This is a genomic window from Streptomyces atratus (genome assembly GCF_040655115.1).
GTDB lineage: Bacteria > Actinomycetota > Actinomycetes > Streptomycetales > Streptomycetaceae > Streptomyces > Streptomyces atratus_D.
The window spans coordinates 54598-71117 of sequence record NZ_JBFAJH010000012.1; the positions used below are offsets into that span (position 1 = coordinate 54598).

Annotated in this window: 14 protein-coding genes; 8 read left to right on the forward strand and 6 right to left on the reverse strand. The window is 68.3% G+C overall.

The annotated features are described in order from the left end of the window. Positions 1 to 144: 144 nt before the first annotated feature. A complete protein-coding gene (locus AB0I23_RS16480; RefSeq protein ID WP_359109869.1) occupies positions 145 to 624 on the forward strand; it encodes a hypothetical protein in 480 nt (159 codons plus the stop codon). A 74-nt stretch (positions 625 to 698) separates the two neighbouring features. Here AB0I23_RS16480 and AB0I23_RS16485 read toward each other — a convergent pair whose 3' ends face one another. Further along, the gene (locus tag AB0I23_RS16485; protein ID WP_359109870.1) at positions 699 to 1625 is read right to left on the reverse strand and encodes a DUF4231 domain-containing protein; all 927 of its coding nucleotides are present in this window, start codon (positions 1623 to 1625) and stop codon (positions 699 to 701) included. A 212-nt stretch (positions 1626 to 1837) separates the two neighbouring features. Here AB0I23_RS16485 and fxsA point away from each other — a divergent pair, with 212 nt between their 5' ends. The 4 genes from fxsA to fxsT all read left to right on the forward strand — a co-directional run bounded on the left by fxsA (position 1838) and on the right by fxsT (position 9710). After that, entirely contained in the window at positions 1838 to 2005 is a 168-nt protein-coding gene (gene fxsA, locus AB0I23_RS16490) for an FxSxx-COOH cyclophane-containing RiPP peptide (protein ID WP_359109871.1), read from the forward strand. A gap of 31 nt (positions 2006 to 2036) precedes the next feature. Next, the gene (gene fxsBH, locus AB0I23_RS16495; protein WP_359109872.1) at positions 2037 to 4340 is read left to right on the forward strand and encodes a radical SAM/SPASM protein FxsBH, inactivated beta-hydroxylase extension form; all 2304 of its coding nucleotides are present in this window, start codon (positions 2037 to 2039) and stop codon (positions 4338 to 4340) included. A 91-nt stretch (positions 4341 to 4431) separates the two neighbouring features. Next, positions 4432 to 5778 (forward strand): FxsC protein, encoded by a 1347-nt coding sequence (gene fsxC, locus AB0I23_RS16500; protein WP_359109873.1) that lies wholly within the window; start codon positions 4432 to 4434, stop codon positions 5776 to 5778. Further along, on the forward strand, positions 5775 to 9710 hold the full coding sequence (gene fxsT, locus AB0I23_RS16505; protein ID WP_359109874.1) for an FxSxx-COOH system tetratricopeptide repeat protein: 3936 nt from the start codon (positions 5775 to 5777) through the stop codon (positions 9708 to 9710). The genes fsxC and fxsT overlap by 4 nt, the downstream gene beginning before the upstream one ends. Positions 9711 to 9746: 36 nt before the next feature. Here fxsT and AB0I23_RS16510 read toward each other — a convergent pair whose 3' ends face one another. Next, on the reverse strand, positions 9747 to 10640 hold the full coding sequence (locus tag AB0I23_RS16510) for an alpha/beta fold hydrolase (protein ID WP_359109875.1): 894 nt from the start codon (positions 10638 to 10640) through the stop codon (positions 9747 to 9749). A gap of 494 nt (positions 10641 to 11134) precedes the next feature. Beyond that, positions 11135 to 13123 (reverse strand): N-6 DNA methylase, encoded by a 1989-nt coding sequence (locus tag AB0I23_RS16515; RefSeq protein ID WP_359109876.1) that lies wholly within the window; start codon positions 13121 to 13123, stop codon positions 11135 to 11137. A gap of 164 nt (positions 13124 to 13287) precedes the next feature. Here AB0I23_RS16515 and AB0I23_RS16520 point away from each other — a divergent pair, with 164 nt between their 5' ends. Continuing rightward, positions 13288 to 13731: a hypothetical protein gene (locus AB0I23_RS16520; protein ID WP_359109877.1), complete on the forward strand. Its 444-nt coding sequence runs from the start codon at positions 13288 to 13290 to the stop codon at positions 13729 to 13731. A gap of 86 nt (positions 13732 to 13817) precedes the next feature. Here AB0I23_RS16520 and AB0I23_RS16525 read toward each other — a convergent pair whose 3' ends face one another. Then, entirely contained in the window at positions 13818 to 14024 is a 207-nt protein-coding gene (locus AB0I23_RS16525; RefSeq protein ID WP_359109878.1) for a DUF397 domain-containing protein, read from the reverse strand. Further along, positions 14021 to 14866 carry a helix-turn-helix domain-containing protein gene (locus AB0I23_RS16530; RefSeq protein ID WP_359109879.1) on the reverse strand — a complete coding sequence of 282 codons (846 nt, stop codon included), beginning with the start codon at positions 14864 to 14866 and terminating at the stop codon, positions 14021 to 14023. The genes AB0I23_RS16525 and AB0I23_RS16530 overlap by 4 nt, the downstream gene beginning before the upstream one ends. Before the next feature lie 207 nt (positions 14867 to 15073). On the opposite strand from AB0I23_RS16530, the gene AB0I23_RS16535 reads away from it, so the two are divergent. Further along, positions 15074 to 15484, forward strand: coding sequence for an ATP-binding protein (locus AB0I23_RS16535; protein ID WP_359109880.1), 411 nt, complete (start codon positions 15074 to 15076; stop codon positions 15482 to 15484). 159 nt (positions 15485 to 15643) lie between these two features. Here the strand turns inward: AB0I23_RS16535 and AB0I23_RS16540 are convergent, their stop codons facing one another. After that, positions 15644 to 16156, reverse strand: a complete 513-nt coding sequence (locus AB0I23_RS16540) for a hypothetical protein (protein ID WP_359109881.1) — start codon at positions 16154 to 16156, stop codon at positions 15644 to 15646. A 96-nt stretch (positions 16157 to 16252) separates the two neighbouring features. On the opposite strand from AB0I23_RS16540, the gene AB0I23_RS16545 reads away from it, so the two are divergent. After that, positions 16253 to 16429: a hypothetical protein gene (locus AB0I23_RS16545; protein ID WP_359109882.1), complete on the forward strand. Its 177-nt coding sequence runs from the start codon at positions 16253 to 16255 to the stop codon at positions 16427 to 16429. Positions 16430 to 16520: the final 91 nt, after the last annotated feature.

A 16520-nucleotide genomic window follows, 5' to 3' on the forward strand; every position in this document is an offset into this window, starting at 1 on the left:
TCCGGGCGGGGGCTCCCGCATACCCCGCGGCTTTTGAGAGGATGTGGGGGAGGTCGGTCGCGCAGGAACGACGGGGGCGGATGCTGTGCCTCCCGGAGGGATGTCCTCCGGGACCCCCGGAGACACTCCAGGGGGTTCCAGTCCGTGAAACGCATCGGAGTGACCGGCCATCGCAGCATTCCCGAGGAGGCGCACGCCCATGTGCTGGCCGGGATACGGGCGGCACTCTGCGGGCTCGGCGGTTCCCTGGAAGCCCTCTCCAGCCTTGCCGTGGGCGCGGATCAGCTCTTCGCCGACCTGGCGCTCGCCTGCGGGGCGGAACTGACCGTCGTCATCCCCAGTGGGGACTACGAGACGTCCTTCGCCGCCGGCGCCGAACTGGCCCGCTACAAGAGCCTCAAGGACCGGGCGGCCCGGGAGGTCCTGCTGGACTTCCCGCACTCCACCGACGAGGCGTACTACGCGGCGGGCGCCTATATCGCCGACCACTGCGACCGGCTGCTCGCGGTGTGGGACGGCCGGCCGGCCCGCGGCTTCGGCGGCACGGGCGACATCGTGACGTACGCGCGGACGCTCGGCCGCCCGGTCACGGTGATCTGGCGCGACGGGGTCCAGCGCGCTTGACCGGATCCGTAGGCGTCGGTCGTATACGGCCGGATGTGCAACAGCACTTCACGTACGGATCTACTGGTCGCTCGTCACATCTGGTGCCGGGCGAGCCAGTCGGTGTGCTGCGGGGAGACGATGCGCTCGGTCTCGAACACCGCCCGGGGCCATTGCCGTTCGGTCAGCGTGGTCTCCATCGCGACCTGCATCGACTCGAGATCCTTCTCCACCAGCGAGTGGGCGGAGATCAGCGGATGGTGGCGGCGCATCTCGCTCCACGCCAGGCAGGCCGCCGCAGCCGCCGACAGTACTCCGGTCGCGGCGAAGGTCTGGGCGACGGAGAACGTCCTCAACAGTCCGTGGACCAGGGCGAGGGTGGTCAGTGCGGCGATCGTGGTCGACCAGACCAGGGTGGCGCGCCGGGACACCTCCTGGCGGCGGCGGTACCAACTGCGCTGTTCGATCAGTCGATCCCGTACGTATGTCTCCTTGCGTACGGTAAACGCCTTGTCCCGTAACTCGCGCATGGAGTCCGTGATGAGTCCGCCCGAATCCGCCGTCCGGTCGCGCGGGTCCGCCCAGCCGACTTTTCTGAGCTCCTGCAGCCCCTCCTCCAGCCGGTTGGCGAACACCGCCTCCGGGTGCTGGATGCCGGTGTCGAAAGGTGAGCCGTGCACCGAGTAGCGCCAGCACATCGATTTGATGAACTCTGCTGCCGAGCGATTTAGTTGCCAATGCGACTTTGCTTTGCGGCGGGAGGTGAGGTATGTCGTGATCAGGACACCCACGTAGGCCAACACCCCGACTCCATCGGCGAGTTGAAACGTGTCAGCAACCTTCCAGTGCCAGGGAAGCGCTGCCGGTATCGTGCCCACGACCAGTAGGATGAGCTGCCAGCGAGTGGTGTTCACGGCCTCCCGTTGGCGTGCGATCGCGATGGCGTCCGTGTGGTGAAAGAGCGCCGGTAGATCAGCGTTCCGGAAGACCAGGCTCTGCAGTGGTCCGGGAATCGCCGTCATGTTCACTCCCGTCTGCGGTTTTGTCTTCACCCATATGGCGGAATAGGTGGTTCCGTAGCGTCTTGGGCGGTCCCAGGTGACGCTCGCGTTGCAAGAGGATGCCCTCAGTTGCCAACCGAGGTCATGAGAGTAAAGTCGTGCCGCCGGACACTGCAATGGTGCAGCTGGACGGTGCAGTTTCCGTGTCCGGAACAATCCCATCAAGGACGGCCGTGAAGAACTCTGAATCCTCCCGCTCCTTCGCCGATGCGAAGAAGAGCCGTGTGCCGCTCGCCGAGATCGACGCGCGCGGCAAAGAAGCCACCCGGAAGCTCGGACGGGTGCATGCCGCCTCCGCCGGTCGCCTGACCCAGGCACCTACCTTCAACTCGGCTCTCTAGTCACCCCTTCAGGGCTGGCTAGACTGGTGGAATGACAGGACCCCTGGTCCCTTTCCGCGAAATCGTTCTCAAGGTTCACAGCAGGTGCGATCTTGCCTGCGACCATTGCTATGTCTATGAACATGCAGATCAGAGCTGGCGTACCCGTCCGAAAACTATCTCTGACGAAGTCATCTTCCGGACTGCTCAGCGCCTGGCTGAGCATGCCAAGACACATGCACTGCCCTCCGTGTCAGTGATCCTGCACGGAGGGGAGCCTCTGCTGGCGGGCCCCGCGCGCCTGCGCCGCGTCTGCGAGGAGCTCACCTCGGCGCTGCACGGCATCGCCGACCTCGATCTACGGATCCATACCAACGGTCTGCAGCTCAGCCCGCGCTATCTCGACCTCTTCGACGAGTTCGGCGTCAAGGTCGGCATCTCGCTCGACGGCGACCGGGCCGCCAACGACCGGCATCGCCGTTTCGCCGACGGACGCACCAGCCACCCTCTGGTCCTGCGAGCGGTCGAGCTCCTCCGCCAGGAGCGCTACCGTCACCTCAACCTCGGCCTTCTGTGCACCGTCGACATCCGGAACGATCCGCACGCGGTGCTCGACGCCCTGGCCGAACTCGAACCACCGCTCATCGACTTCCTTCTTCCGCACGCCACCTGGGACCAGCCGCCGCCGCGTCCGGACGGATCACCCACGGCCTATGCCGACTGGCTCCTCGCGATCTTCGACCGCTGGAGGGAACGGGGCCGGCCGGTGCCGGTGCGCATCTTCTCCTCGGTCCTGTCCAGCCTGAGCGGCGGCCCCAGTCTCACCGAGTCCCTGGGCCTGGCCCCCACCGATCTCGTGGTCGTCGAGACCGACGGGCAACTGGAGCAGGTGGACTCGCTCAAGAGCGCCTACGAAGGTGCCGCCTCCACCGGGTTCGACGTCTTCACGCACGCCTTCGACGAAGTCGCAGCCCATCCCGGGGTCCGGGCACGGCAGCTCGGACTGGCCGGGGTCAGCGAGACCTGCCGCCGCTGCCCCGTCGTACGTTCGTGCGGCGGAGGGCTCTACACGCACCGTTACCGTTCGGACAGTGGATTCGACAACCCCTCGGTGTACTGCACGGATCTCGAGGCACTGGTGCAGGGCATCGAGGTGCGGACGGCCACGGAAACCGAGTCGGCCGCGGTCGCGGAGCCGTACGAGCTGATCGCCGCTGACCAGGACCTGACGCGCACTCTGTTCGCCCGGCTCCACGCAGACCTCGACGGCCGGGGCGGGGAGCGCTGGGACGAGGCCTGGGAGCTGGTGCAGGCCCTGGACCGGACGGAAGCGGGCGCCGACGGCCTGGACGGTGTACTGGCCCATCCGTACACCCGCACCTGGCTGCTCGACGCGCTGGACGCCGTGTACGCCGAACGGCCCGGCGCCGACCGGGCGGCGACGCTGCGGCTGTCGTCGTCCGTGGCCGCTGCCGCCGTACGCGCCGGACTCGCACGGGACGTCCCTGTCGCCTGCCAGGACGGCAGCATCTTCCTCCCCACTCTCGGGGAGGTGCGGATCGGTGGAGCGGGGGAGCACGGCAACGCCCTCGTGCGCGCCACCGACGACGGATTCCTGATCCGGAGGGACGGGCACGCCGCCGAACGGCGGATCGTGCGGACGTCGACGGAAGACCCTGGCTGGTTTCCGGTGCGCCACGTGGGTATCGGCGGGGCGCCCGGCTTCGTGCTCGACGACCTCGACCCGTACCGGGACTGCTTCGGTACGCCCGTCGCCCCCCGGCTCGGGCAGTCCGAGGCCGATGCGTGGAGCGCGCGCCTCTCCGGGGCCTGGGAACGGCTGACGGCGGTCGTACCGGAGCAGGCGGCCGAGATGGCCGGCAGCCTGACCGCGCTGACGCCGCTCACCACCGGACACCCCGCGGTGGGGCGGCACGGCTACGGGGCGTTGGGGATCGGGCCGGACACGGATGGCGAGGAGCTGGCGCTCGGCCTGCTCCGCGGATTCCGGCGGGCCAAGCTGACGGCCCTTGTGGACGTCACGGATCTGTACGCATCGGACGGATCCTGGGAGCATCGGACGCCCTGGCAGGAAAAGTCCGTTCCCTTCTCCCGACTGCTGTCCATGACCTATGAGCGGGTGGGGCTCGGTCTCTTCGACCCCCGGTTCCTGGACGGGGTGCCGCAGGCACTCGACACGCTCGAAGCGGCGGCCGAACTGACCATCGACGGAAAGCAGCTGCTGACCGCAGTCCGGAAGGAGATCAGCGGCACACAGGGGACATCCGGGAAGAACAGTTGCAGGACTGCTTTGGATCAAGAACGTGATGGACCGGGCGTGAGGATGGATGACTGAAAAGCGGCGGTGAATGACCGAACGCCATGGGGGTGGAGCAAGGTCCGCTCCGGAATGATGAATTCGCTCGCATTCTTCCCACACTCCTCGGATGCGAGTGCTCACACAGGACGGGGGTCGTGTGCACGCAACAACGCAACCGCGAGCGGCGGACCATCGGCCGTACTTCTTCTTGAGCTATGCGCATACACCGGGGTACGGCGGTGGAACGGACCCGGATATGTGGGTCGAGCGGCTATTTCAGGATCTCTGTGGCCATGTAATGGCCATGACGGACCTTCCGGCGGGTGCCTCCGCCGGGTTCATGGACCGGGAGATACGGTCCGGCGAGGGGTGGTCGGAACGGCTCGGCAGCGTGCTGGCCACCTGCCGGGTGTTCGTTCCGCTCTTCTCGCCGCGCTACTTCGCCAGCGAGATGTGCGGAAAGGAGTGGCACGCCTTCGAACAGCGTGCCATCGCCCACCGGGCTCGCAGCAATCAGCCCGCCGAAGCGATCGTGCCCGCGCTCTGGGTGCCGGTTCCACCGAACCAACTGCCCGGGCCGGCGGAGCGGCTGCAGTTCAATCACCGTGATTTCGGGGACCGTTATGTCAGTGACGGACTCTACGGGCTGATCAAACTCAGACTCTTCGCCCAGGAGTACGAACGGGCGGTCTACGAACTCGCCAAACGCATCGTCAGCGTCGCGGCCACCGCCCGGATCGAAGTGGGCCGCCCCGTCGACTACCGGCTGGCCCCCAGCGCCTTCGGTTCGCAGAGCAGCGGTGCCGGTGCGCCTCGCCCGATGAAGGTGACCATCGCGGCTCCGACCCGCCACGACCTGCCGGAGGGGCGTAACGCCGACTACTACGGCGACAACCCGCACGACTGGAACCCCTACCACCCGGCCTCCGCACGCCCCCTGGCCTATGTCGCCGAGGACCTGGTGCGCGCCCTCAACTACCAGGCCACCATCACCTCCTTCGACGAGGAGTCCGGCCACGCGGAGAGCAAGGGGCCACCGAACAGACCGGAAATCCTGGTCGTCGACCGCTGGGCGTTGATGGACGAGGACCGACGCCGCAGACTCGCGGCGTTCGACGCCGAGAACCGCCCGTGGGTGACCATGGTGGTGCCCTGGAACCGCGAGGACCCCCAGAGCAGAGCCGCCGAGGCGGAGCTGACCGAGAAACTCGAACAGACCATGCCGTCCAAGATCCGCCAGGGGCGCGCGTATTGCCGCGCCGCGGCAAGGGGAGTGCCCAGCATGGATGCCTTCGGACAGGTATTGCCCCAGGTGGTGGAGGCGGCGGCCCAGCAGTATCTGCGCCACGCGGCGGTCTATCCGCCGGCGACGGGGGGCGGCCACACTGAACGGACACGACTGATGGGGCCCATGGGCAACACACAGTTCATACCGGACATGCACGACCCTGCGACGGATGCGGAGGACGTATGACGGCCGGGCGTGACGGACGCATCGTCACTTTCTACTCGTACAAAGGCGGTACCGGGCGCACGATGGCCCTGGCCAACACCGCCTGGATCCTGGCTGCCAACGGCAAACGGGTACTGGCCGTCGACTGGGACCTGGAGGCGCCCGGACTCCACCGGTTCTTCCATCCCTTCCTCGACCCGTCGACACTTGGCGCCACCACCGGCGTCATCGACCTGATCACCGAGTACGCCTGGGCCGCGACCAGCCCGGTCCAGCGTGCCGACGACTGGCACCGCGACTACGCCCGCATCCAGCCGCACGCCGTCTCCCTCACCCCGGAAGCACTCGGCTGGGAGTTCCCGCAGGGGGGCACCCTCGACTTCGTCTCCGCCGGGCGCCAGAACCGCGAATACTCCGCGACCGTCTCCACCTTCGACTGGGACAACTTCTACGACCGGCTCGGCGGCGGACACTTCTTCGACGCCCTGCGCGACGACATGAAGGCCAACTACGACTACGTACTCATCGACAGCCGGACCGGTCTCAGCGACATCGCCGACATCTGCACCGTCCACCTTCCGGACCTGCTTGTCGACTGCTTCACGCTCAGCGACCAGTCCATCGACGGCGCGGCGTCCGTCGCCCGGCAGATCTCCGAACGCTACACCGGCCGCCCCATCTCGATCTTCCCCGTTCCCATGCGCATCGACGAGGGCGAGAAGGAGAAGGCCGACGCGGGCCGCGCCCTGGCCCGGCTGAAGTTCGACCGGCTGCCCCGGGACCTGTCCAGTGACGAACTCACCGCCTACTGGGGAGCGGTGGAGATTCCCTACCGTCCCTACTACGCGTACGAGGAGACGCTGGCCACCTTCGGCGACGAGGCAGGTCTGACCAACTCACTGCTCTCCGCCTTCGAGCGGCTCACCGCCGTCATCACCGACCGGGAGATCACCTCGATGCCCCCCGTGGGGGAAGAGGTGCGGCTCCGCATCCGCGACGCCTTCACCCGGCGCAGGCCCGCGCTGCCCGCCGATCTCTACCTCAACTATGTGGCGGAGAACCGGATGTGGGCCGACTGGATCGAATCGGTCCTCACCCGGGCCGGCTTCCGTGTCGTCCCGCGCGATGTCTCCGCCGAACCGGGCGCGGCCGACCCGGCGCACACCGCGGACGAGACCGCCACCCGTACCGTCGTCCTGCTCTCCAGCGCCTATCTCAAGTCCCAGCGGGCCGTGGGCCTGTGGGACCGGGCGGTCGCCGAGGACCCGGGCGGCGGCAGGCGTCAGCTTCTGCCCCTCAGGGTCGGGGACGTACGCCTCTCCGCGCCCTACATCGACCGCAACCCCGTCGACCTGTTCCGGCTCGACGAGGTGCATGCCACTGCGGCGCTGATGCGTGCCCTTGACCGCCCGGTGCAGCTCGTCGACGGGGTCGCGCCGGGGCCGCGCTTCCCCGGCACCGTGCCGAAGATCTGGAACGCACCACCCCGCAACCCGGGCTTCACCGGCCGCTCCCTGGTCCTGGAACGGATGCGCGACCAGCTCGGCGGCGGCATGGCCGTCGTGCTTCCGCAGCCGCAGACCCTGTACGGGCTCGGCGGCGTCGGCAAGACCCAGGTCGCTCTCGAGTACGTGCACCGCTTCATGGCCGACTACGACCTGGTGTGGTGGATATCGTCCGAGCAGACCGACGACGTGGTGGCCGGCCTCGCCGAACTCGCCGGCCGGCTCGGCGCCCAGGGCGGCGACGACATGGCCGCGGCCTCCCAGGAGGCCGTCGACCTGCTGCGCCGCGGAGTTCCGTCGGACCGTTGGCTGCTGGTCTTCGACAATGCCGACGACCCCGAACGGCTCAGGCGCTACTTCCCGCAGGGCGGCTCCGGTCACATCCTGGTCACCTCCAGGAACCAGACCTGGTCCCAGCACGGCGACGCACTGCCCGTCGACGTCTTCCTGCGGGAGGAGTCCATCGAGCACCTCCAGCGCCGCGCCCCGGGGCTGAGCGTCGAGGAAGCCGCGCAGGTGGCAACCGCTGTCGGTGACCTGCCGCTCGCAGTCGAGCAGGCGGCGGCCTGGATCGCGGAGACCGCCACGCCCATCGACGCCTATCTGGAACAGCTCGCCCAGCAGGCCCCTCAGGTCCTGGCCCTCAATCAGCCCGCGGGCTACCCGGAACCCGTCGCCGCCACCTGGAACATCTCCATCCAGCGCCTCAAGGAGCGCTCGCCCGCCGCAGTGCGGCTGCTGCAGCTCTGCGCCTTCTTCGCCCCCGAGCCGATCAACGCCAATCTGCTCTACAGCAAGGAGATGATCGAGGCGCTGAAGCCGTACGACCCTTCGCTCCAGGAGAAGCTGGTGCTCGGGCGGGTCATCCGGGAGATCGGCCGGTTCGCCCTCGCCAAGGTTGACCAGGTCTCCAACTCCATCCAGGTGCACCGCCTCGTCCAGGCCGTCATCCGGGCGCAGCTCAGCGAGGAGGAGCAGCGCGACGCCCGGCATGTCGTCCACCGCATTCTGGCGGGTGCCCGGCCCGATGACGACGAGCCGATCGACAACCCGTTGACCTGGCCGCGGTTCGCCACCATCTGGCCGCACCTCGGCCCGTCCGATGCGCGCAACTGCAGGGAGCCCGAGACCCGCAGGCTCCTGATCGACCGGGTGCGCTACCTGTGGAAGCGCGGTGACTTCAGGACGGCCGGCACCCTCGGTGCCGAACTGCGTGAGGCCTGGGAGGAGATGCTCGGCGAGCGGGATCTCCAATACCTCTACCTCTGCTTCCACCTCTCCAACATCTATCGCGCGCGCGGACGTTATGTGGAGGCGAAGGAACTCGACGAGATCACGCTCGTCCGGCAGCGGGAGGTACTGGGCTCGGAGCACCCGCACACGTACATGACCACCAGTAGCCTCGCGACGGACCTCGGCACCCTCGGCGAGTACGACCGGGCGATCGAGCTGGCGACGGAAGCCCACGAGGGGTTCAGCCAGATCTTCCACGACGCACACCCCAGGACGCTGGCGGCGGCCAACAACCTGGCGCTCAACCTGCGCCTCGTCGGGCAGTACGCCAGGGCCAGGGAGATCGATCAGGACGTCTACGACCGGCGCACCGAAGTGCTCGGCCCGAACCATCCGTACAGCCTGTCCTCCGCCATGAGCCTGGGGCGTGATCTGCGGGACGTGGGACGGTACGAGGACTCCGTCGGTCTGCTCAGCCGCACCTACGACAGCTACAAGACACACCTCGGGCCGACCTTCCCCGGCACGCTGAGTGCGGCGAAGAGCCTCGCGGTCTCGCTGCGCAGGGCGGGCCGGCTGGAGGACGCCCGCAGGCTGACGGTGGCCACCCGCGCCAGGTACCGGGCCAAGTACACCTCGGCCAACCCCGAATCGCTGGCCTGTGATCTCAACATGGCGGCCGACCTGTTCGCCGCCGGTGAGGCGGTCGAGGCCAGGGACACCGCGCAGGAAGTCGTCGACCAGTACATGAAGGTCCCGGGCGAGAAACACCCGTACACCCTGGCCGCCCAGAACAACCTCGGCGTCTACGTCTCGGGGGCCGGGGCGGCGGAGGAGGCGGAGAAACTGCTGAAACGGGTGGTCGCCTCGATGCGCGAGGTGTTCGGACGCGAGCATCCGCACACCCTGTTCTGCGTCATGAACCTGGCCAACGCAACCGCGGACCTTGGTGACCTCGACATCGTGCTGTCGACGGAGCGGCAGGTGTCCGCGCAGCTTCGGGAGACTCTCGGGGCGCACCATCCGGAGACCTTGGCCATGACGGCGAACATGGCTGTCACGCTCGATGAGATGGGGCGCAAGGACGAGGCGTTCCAGGTGCGGGCCGAAGTGGTCGAAGAGCTGACCCGACAGCTCGGCGACGAGCATCCGCTGACCCGGATCGCCCGGGAGGACGGCCGGTTCCAGCGCGAACTGGAGCCGATCACGATCTGAGCCGACCGGGCCCGCCGTCGGCGGGCCCGGCCTGGGTCAGCCCTTCGAGGGGGCGGCGGTGGCCTGCTCCTCCAACAGCCAGTTGAGGACGACAGGCAGCACGGACAGCGCGTCGAAGTGCGCCGCCGCCGGCTCCAGCACCGCGGTGGCGCCCGGGATCTGCCCGGCCAGCCAGCGGGAGTGCCCGACCGGTGAGAAGACGTCCTTCTCGCCGTGCCACAGCATGACGGAGCCGGTGATGTCCGCCGGGTCGAAGCCCCATGGGGTGCAGAGCGCGATCGCGTCGTCGATCCATCCGTACGCCGAAGTGCGCAACCCCTCACTGTAGTTGCGCAGCAGCATGGAACGGATTCCGGCGTCGTTGACGATGACCCGGTCGGAGTCGGTCAGCTCCCGGCGGAGATCGTCGAGGAGTTTGACCGGATTCTGTCTGATCACTTCCGACCGGGAGATGAAGGACTCCGCGAGCCCGTCGGGGTCGGCCACCGCCGTGGAGTACGCCAGCACATTCGAGGCGGCCATCCCGTCGAACCAGTCCAGTCCGTCCGCGCCCCAGGGGGCGAGCCCGACCAGAGCGGCGGTACGGGTGACCCGGTCCGGCATCAGTGCGGCGCAGGCCAGGGCGTGCGGGGCCCCGCCGGAACGGCCCACGACGGCGAACCGTTCCAGCCCGAGCGAGTCCGCGATGGCCCGCACATCCTCCGCGACGTCCGCCACGCAGCGGCCCGCGAGCCGGTCGGAGCCGCCGTAGCCCGGCCGGTCGTAGGTGATGAGCTGTGTCTTGCGCTGGTACAGCACCATGCCGCGCGGGGCCGGACCGAGCCGGCTGCCGGGCATTCCGTGCAGCAGAAAGACCGGTCTGCCCCGCGGGTCGCCCAGACGCTCCACCATCAGATGCCGCCCGTCTCTTGCGCGCACCCGATTGCGCACTCCGCGCCTCCTCCACTCCGTGCGGGCACCGAGTGCCCGACTTTTTCCACCGATTCGATGATGACCCATCAAAGTCCCTGGAAGGAATGGCAATTGAGGTAAATCAACGGCGAATACCGGACAGGTCCAGTCCTCACCCACTGCTGACCGGCCGGTCGCATGGCGTGTTCGCAATCGGAACAGGCGCGGTGCGACTCCAGGTAAGTGAAAAGGGCGGGGGCGAAACGGTGCGGTCGTGTGTGCGTCCTGAAGTCGACCTTGTGTCCTGACTGCCCGGCCGGAACGGTGGGCGGCCTCCGTCCTCCGTACTCCAGCACCCCACTTGCCTGTGCGCGGCCCCACAGGAGGTTGACGTTGAAGCATCGACGCATGTCCAGGAAGCCGCGGTGATGGCCGGTTCGGCCGTTGTCGCCCTGGTCGCAGCGGGAGTCGCATTCCAGAATGCGAACGCCGGTGACAAGGCGGCGCAGGCACAGGAGGTCCTGTCTTCTGCGTCAGACGGTAAGACCACCCGCTGAGAGCCGGTCGCTCACATCGTTCACCAGGCCCTTGCCAAGGGCGCCGGTTCGCGTCAGCAGCGCCTCGAAGCTGGTGAGGCGGCGGAAGGTCTCCGCGTACGCTGCCTGTTCTTCCAGAGGAAGCGGAAGCACGAGAAGGCGACGGACATCGACCCTGGACGAGCTGGAGGCGTGGGTGCCTGCCTGTCGGCCGTTGGTGGGTGCGCGCAGGCAGCCGGCGAGGAAGTGGGCATCGAGTTTCCCCGGGACCACACGCAGGGCGTAGAGCTGTGGGCCAAGGGCCACCGGGGGGCCGTCGTGCACCCACGCCTTGAAGGCACGGACCACTCCGGCCACCACGACGTCCCCCTCTTCGGCCACGGTGTGGGCCGCGTCGGGCGCAGTCAGGCCGCTGGGGCGGCCGTCCATCAGCAGGTCGGGCACGGTGAGCAGCGGTACGGCCGCACCCCGAAGTGCCGTTGCCGTGTCCGACGGCTGCTGACCGGCGCGCAGAGTGAGCGCCCCCGCTTTCACCAGGTCGCCCACCGTGGCTGTCGTGCGAGGTTCTCCGCCCTCGAAGCCGAGCTTCGACAGGTGCTGGACCAAGTGGGACAGCTCTGAGAGGTAGCCGGTCAATTCGTTCCATGACGCGGCGAGCTCGATGCCGGACGGTTCCGTGCCCGACGCGGTATACCGGCCGGGCGTGACGTCCACCTCGTCATCCAGTAGATCGAGGAGAGACACTCGCACGGCACCCTCGGGCAGCGCAGCCTCCGGAGTGTCGAGCTCTGACACGGCAGAGAGAACGAAGCCGGCGAGGGCGTCCCAGTCGGGGCCCTGCTCGCGAGCAGCTCCTGGCTTCCCGAGCCGTGTCGCGTCGACCAGGAGTGCGTCCTGAGGGCCCGGGGACGCCGGGGCGCCGGTGGCAGTGGCCCGCAGGACCCACAGTTGCAGCGAGACGCTGTGCGGCTGCGCGCACCCGGGCGGCAGAGCTACGACCGCTCGCAGCATTCCCGTGCGCAGCAGGGAACCCCGGATGCGGCGGCCCGCCTTGCGGGAGGCGACGGCCGGCGGGAGGACGACGACAGCGGTGCCGCCGGGCCTGAGGTGGGTCAGCACGTGCTGGACCCACGCCAACTCCGGTTCGGTGCGCGGTGGCAGTCCGTGCGTCCAGCGCTGGTCGGTGGCCAGTTCCTCGTAACCCCAGCCGCGTTCGTTGAACGGGGGGTTGCACAGTGCGATGTCGGCCTGCAGCCCCGCGAACGGGTCGTCGCGCAACGCGTCAGCGGTTGCGATCTCCGTGCGTACGTTCCGGTCCTCCGTCGCGAAGCCGAGACGTGCGGTGGCGAGTGCGGCAAGGGCCGGGTCTCGTTCGCATCCCAGGAGGGCCAGGCCCGGACCGGGGTACTCCTGAGCGGCCGCTGCGGGCAGGTGGCCGGTGCCGCACGCCGGATCGAAGACGGTCAGCCCGCCATTGCCTCCGCCCAGGCGGGCGCCGAGCGCGATCCGTACCATCAGGGAGGCCAGTTGAGGAGGCGTGGTGCTGAGCTGTCGTACGTGGGTGTCCAGCCACCTCTGCAACAGGAACTCGAACGTCTCGCGCACTCCCTCGCTCCGCCCCAGCCGGGCAGCCGCGCCGACCAGATCCCTGGCCTCGGCCGAGAGTTCCGATGTCGTGGCCCGAGCCCGGGGGGCGCGCATCCTGCGAGCCGACTCGGCGATGGCGAGCCCGGACTCGTCCCGGCTGCCGAGTGCCTCGAACCGGGGCCACAGGAATTCGCGCGCGCCGGCGTCCGTCAGTTTCCCGTTGTCGCGGAGCCACCGCTCGACATCGGACAGCGAGAACTGAGGGCTGACATCCGTGCCACCGATGCGGGACGGGAACGAGTCGTGGCGGCGACGCCAGTTGCTGACCGCCGCACGTCCGACACCGGCGATCCGGGCGATCTCGGCCAGGCTGACCGGTACGGCGTTCGGTGTACTCATCGAAGGTCTCCGGGGTCATGTGGCGGTCGGGGCAGGCCGGCGTCCCAGCGGCGTAGTACGTGTCAGGCTACTACGCTCATTGACTTTGTTCACAGACGTGAATCATGGTGTCGCTGTGTGAATCGTGTGGAGGGCGGGAGAAATGCAGACTTTCGTGGAAACCGGTGGAGGGCCTGCTGGAGAAGAAACCGGAGAACCGGCCGTCATCGGCGGCCGAGGACATCGTCGAACTCCGCCGTATCCACGAGGAGATCGACCGCGCCACCGTCGAGGCATACGGCTGGTTCGACCTCCTGGACGACTCCGGGCAGACCTCGCACGCCGACCCGACCCACGAGACGTTCCCGCTCGACCACGGCTTCCACGAGACGGACCAGGGCGCCCGCTACACCATCGGACTGCTCGCCCGCACCGAGATCATCGACCGGCTGCGCCAGCTGAACCACCAGGCGTACGCCGATGAGGTCCACCTCGGTTTGCACAAGAAGCCCGCCAAGCATCCGGACATGCCGAAGCCCTCCGCCGATGCCATCCGGAAGCGCAAGGAGCAGTTGGCGGCTCGGGGTGGCTCGGATTTCGGTGAGGGCGCTGAGGGCGCCCTGTTCTGAGCCTTCCACATGACGACGGGCTCGCCCGCATCACCTCACGTGATGCGGGCGAGCCCGTGGTTTCCGTCCAGGAAGCCTCGTCGACGCTAACCCCGCGTGAGCGACACGAACGCTGCCCACTCGCCACGGCCGACCCGCAGCACCGGCCCGCCGCCCGCGACCTTCGAGTCCCGTACGTAGACCGCACCGGGGCCGGCAGCCAACTCCACGCAGTCGCCACCGTCCGATCCGCTGTAGCTGCTCTTGAACCAGCGCAGTTCGTCAACGTTCTCGGTTACCTGCTCCACGCTCATGTCTCTCCCACCAGCCGTTCGATGAGCCGCGCAGACGCCTCGACGTTCAGGGCCTGCGATCGCAGCTTGCCATATCGCAACCCGAACGAACTGACCTCTGCCGGATCGCCGACGACGCACCCGACACCCTGCGACTCGAAGTAGCCGAGGTGTTGGAGTTCCTTCGTCTGAACCGTCACGAATGGCCCGTTCTTCCCAGGATGGAACCCCTGCCCGGCAGGCATGACCTGAATCTCTACGTTGCGCAACGTGCCGACCTTCAGTAGGTGTTGCCATTGCGAGCGCATCACCTCGCCGTCGCCCACCGGGTCGCGCAACGCCTCCTCGCCGATGATGAACGACAGCTCCGCCAGCGGGTCCCGCGTCAGCAGCTTCTGGCGGCTCAGCCGCGCCTCCGTGTGCTGGTCGACGATCTCCTCGCTGAACGGCGGGCAGTGGCCGCCGAACACGGCCCGTGCGTACGCCTCCGTCTGCAACAGGCCAGGCACCAGCAGCGGATCGTACGAGAAGCGGCTCAGCACCTCCGCCTCGATGAGGGCGAAGTTGCGGAAGAACTGCGGAAGCTTCGCCCGGTCCACATCGGCCTGGAGCACTTCCAGTACCCCGCCCGCAGCCAGCACCCGGTCCGCCGCGACGGTGAACGCCTCCTTCGCGGGTCGTCGCCCCTGCTCGACCGACGCGACCTGTTCCAGGGAGTACCCGATGGCATCTCCGAGTGTCTGTTGATTCAACTCGGCCCGCTTGCGCAGGTGCTGGAGAAGCTTGCCGTAGGCCACCCACACCCCTGGCAGCTCGCTGTCCTCCTTCGTCTTCGTCGCGCGGCCGTTCCGCGTATCCCGCATTGCCCTCACGCCCTTCCGGTCACCCCACTGCGACTGGGCATGGTTCAACAGGAAGGCGCATTCTTGGGACACGGCCCCGGATCCGTACAACGCCCGTACAAGCCCCGTACAACCAAGGCCGGCACCCGCGTTCCACCCCGTACGACCACCACCGCGTACGGCCATCACACCTGGTCGGCACCACATCCACCCGTCCACGACGGCAGCGTGAAGCCTCGGACAATCGTCCCCGAACCTCGCCCGGCAGCCCCCGAGTTCAGCCTCCGCCTCAGCAGCACAAGACGCGGCGCCCGCCTGGCCCGCACGCTCGCCGTGCAGCAGCTCAACGAGTGGTGCGACATCCCGTACGGCTCCGACTCGGCCCGGACCGTCGCCCTGGTCACGGCCGAGCTGGCCTCCAACGCGATCACCCACGGCTGCCTACCCGGCCGCGACTTCAGGCTGACGCTCCTCCTCCTGCCCCACGCCGTCCGTATCGAGGTAACAGACACCCGCCCGGACGGCCTCCCGCCCCAGCCGCCACCCGGCCCCGTCCCCACCGACGCCGGCTCGGGCCGCGGTCTCCTCCTGATCGACGCCTACGCGAACCGCTGGGGATGCACAGTTTGCGACGCCTAAACCAAGACGGTCCGGGCGGAAGTGACGCTCTCGCAGAGCTACGGGGACGGTGGCGGGCGTCGGTAGCCCTCCACAAGGCCCGTCACCCCTACGTCCAGAACCTCAGCGCCCGGCCACGGCTCCCTGCCCGGCGCCAGACCACTCACAGAGCGGTCAGGATCAGGAGGCCTTCGACTCCAGGTGGTAGGTCGTGTCGACCCAGAAGCCATTCGTGGCCCTGGCCTTGATCTCCAGTACGTACTGTCCGGGAGTCAGCGACGCGATGCCGCCCCAGATGCCCCACGCGTAGCGCTGGGTCAGCCCCGTCCTGAACGATGCGGAGAACTCCTGCAGCGGCAACGGAATGCTGTTGAGTGACGCCGTGGCCTCTGCCACCGTCATGGACTGAGGGACCCTCGAATACGACCTGGTGTGCTGCATATTGAGCACCGGGAAGAAGACCGGCCGGTCCGAGGGGATCGCGCAGCGCCGCACCACGCGACCGCCGTAGGTGCCGGCCAGGAACCAGAGGTCGTCCGGCTGCTTCCAGGCGGCGTGCTCGCCTGTGGTGTCCTTGACCGGGCTGAGGTCGTCAGGAGCGGACATGGCCCACTTCCACCACCGGCCCGCGAGCGACCCGCCCTCCTCGTCGCTCAGCTTCCACGTACTGTCGACCGATTCCGCACCACTCATGACGCCCCTCCCGCGTGCAGCCCCTGGCTCGGAGCTCGTTTCGAACAAGCGGACAGTATCCGGGTTTCTCGTGGTGGCCAGCGGCAGCGTGAGCGCGTGGCGAACGCGGACGACCGGGAGCGGATCACCGAGCCCACCGGACGGATCGGCCAAGGCGAGGTCGAGACTGTCCACAGGATGACCGACGAGATCGCCGGCATATTCGACGAACTGGGCGGTGGGCACGCGCAGCCCGTGGCCGCGTCTCGGCGACCCGGGGCGGAGTGCCGGTGAACTGCGCGGCATGGGCGTCGAGTTCGCGCAGGTCATCGACGGTCGGTTCACGGCCGCTCTTGGGATACGGCTTCATCGATACGGGTGGCAT

Bases quoted from the DNA above. Each gene is read 5' to 3' on its own strand.
- AB0I23_RS16485 (WP_359109870.1), bottom strand. From the start codon at position 1,625: ATGACGGCGATTCCCGGACCACTGCAGAGCCTGGTCTTCCGGAACGCT.
- fxsBH (WP_359109872.1), top strand. From the start codon at position 2,037: ATGACAGGACCCCTGGTCCCTTTCCGCGAAATCGTTCTCAAGGTTCAC.
- fsxC (WP_359109873.1), top strand. From the start codon at position 4,432: ATGCGAGTGCTCACACAGGACGGGGGTCGTGTGCACGCAACAACGCAA.
- fxsT (WP_359109874.1), top strand. From the start codon at position 5,775: ATGACGGCCGGGCGTGACGGACGCATCGTCACTTTCTACTCGTACAAA.
- AB0I23_RS16515 (WP_359109876.1), bottom strand. From the start codon at position 13,123: ATGAGTACACCGAACGCCGTACCGGTCAGCCTGGCCGAGATCGCCCGG.
- AB0I23_RS16525 (WP_359109878.1), bottom strand. From the start codon at position 14,024: ATGAGCGTGGAGCAGGTAACCGAGAACGTTGACGAACTGCGCTGGTTC.
- AB0I23_RS16530 (WP_359109879.1), bottom strand. From the start codon at position 14,866: ATGCGGGATACGCGGAACGGCCGCGCGACGAAGACGAAGGAGGACAGC.
- AB0I23_RS16540 (WP_359109881.1), bottom strand. From the start codon at position 16,156: ATGAGTGGTGCGGAATCGGTCGACAGTACGTGGAAGCTGAGCGACGAG.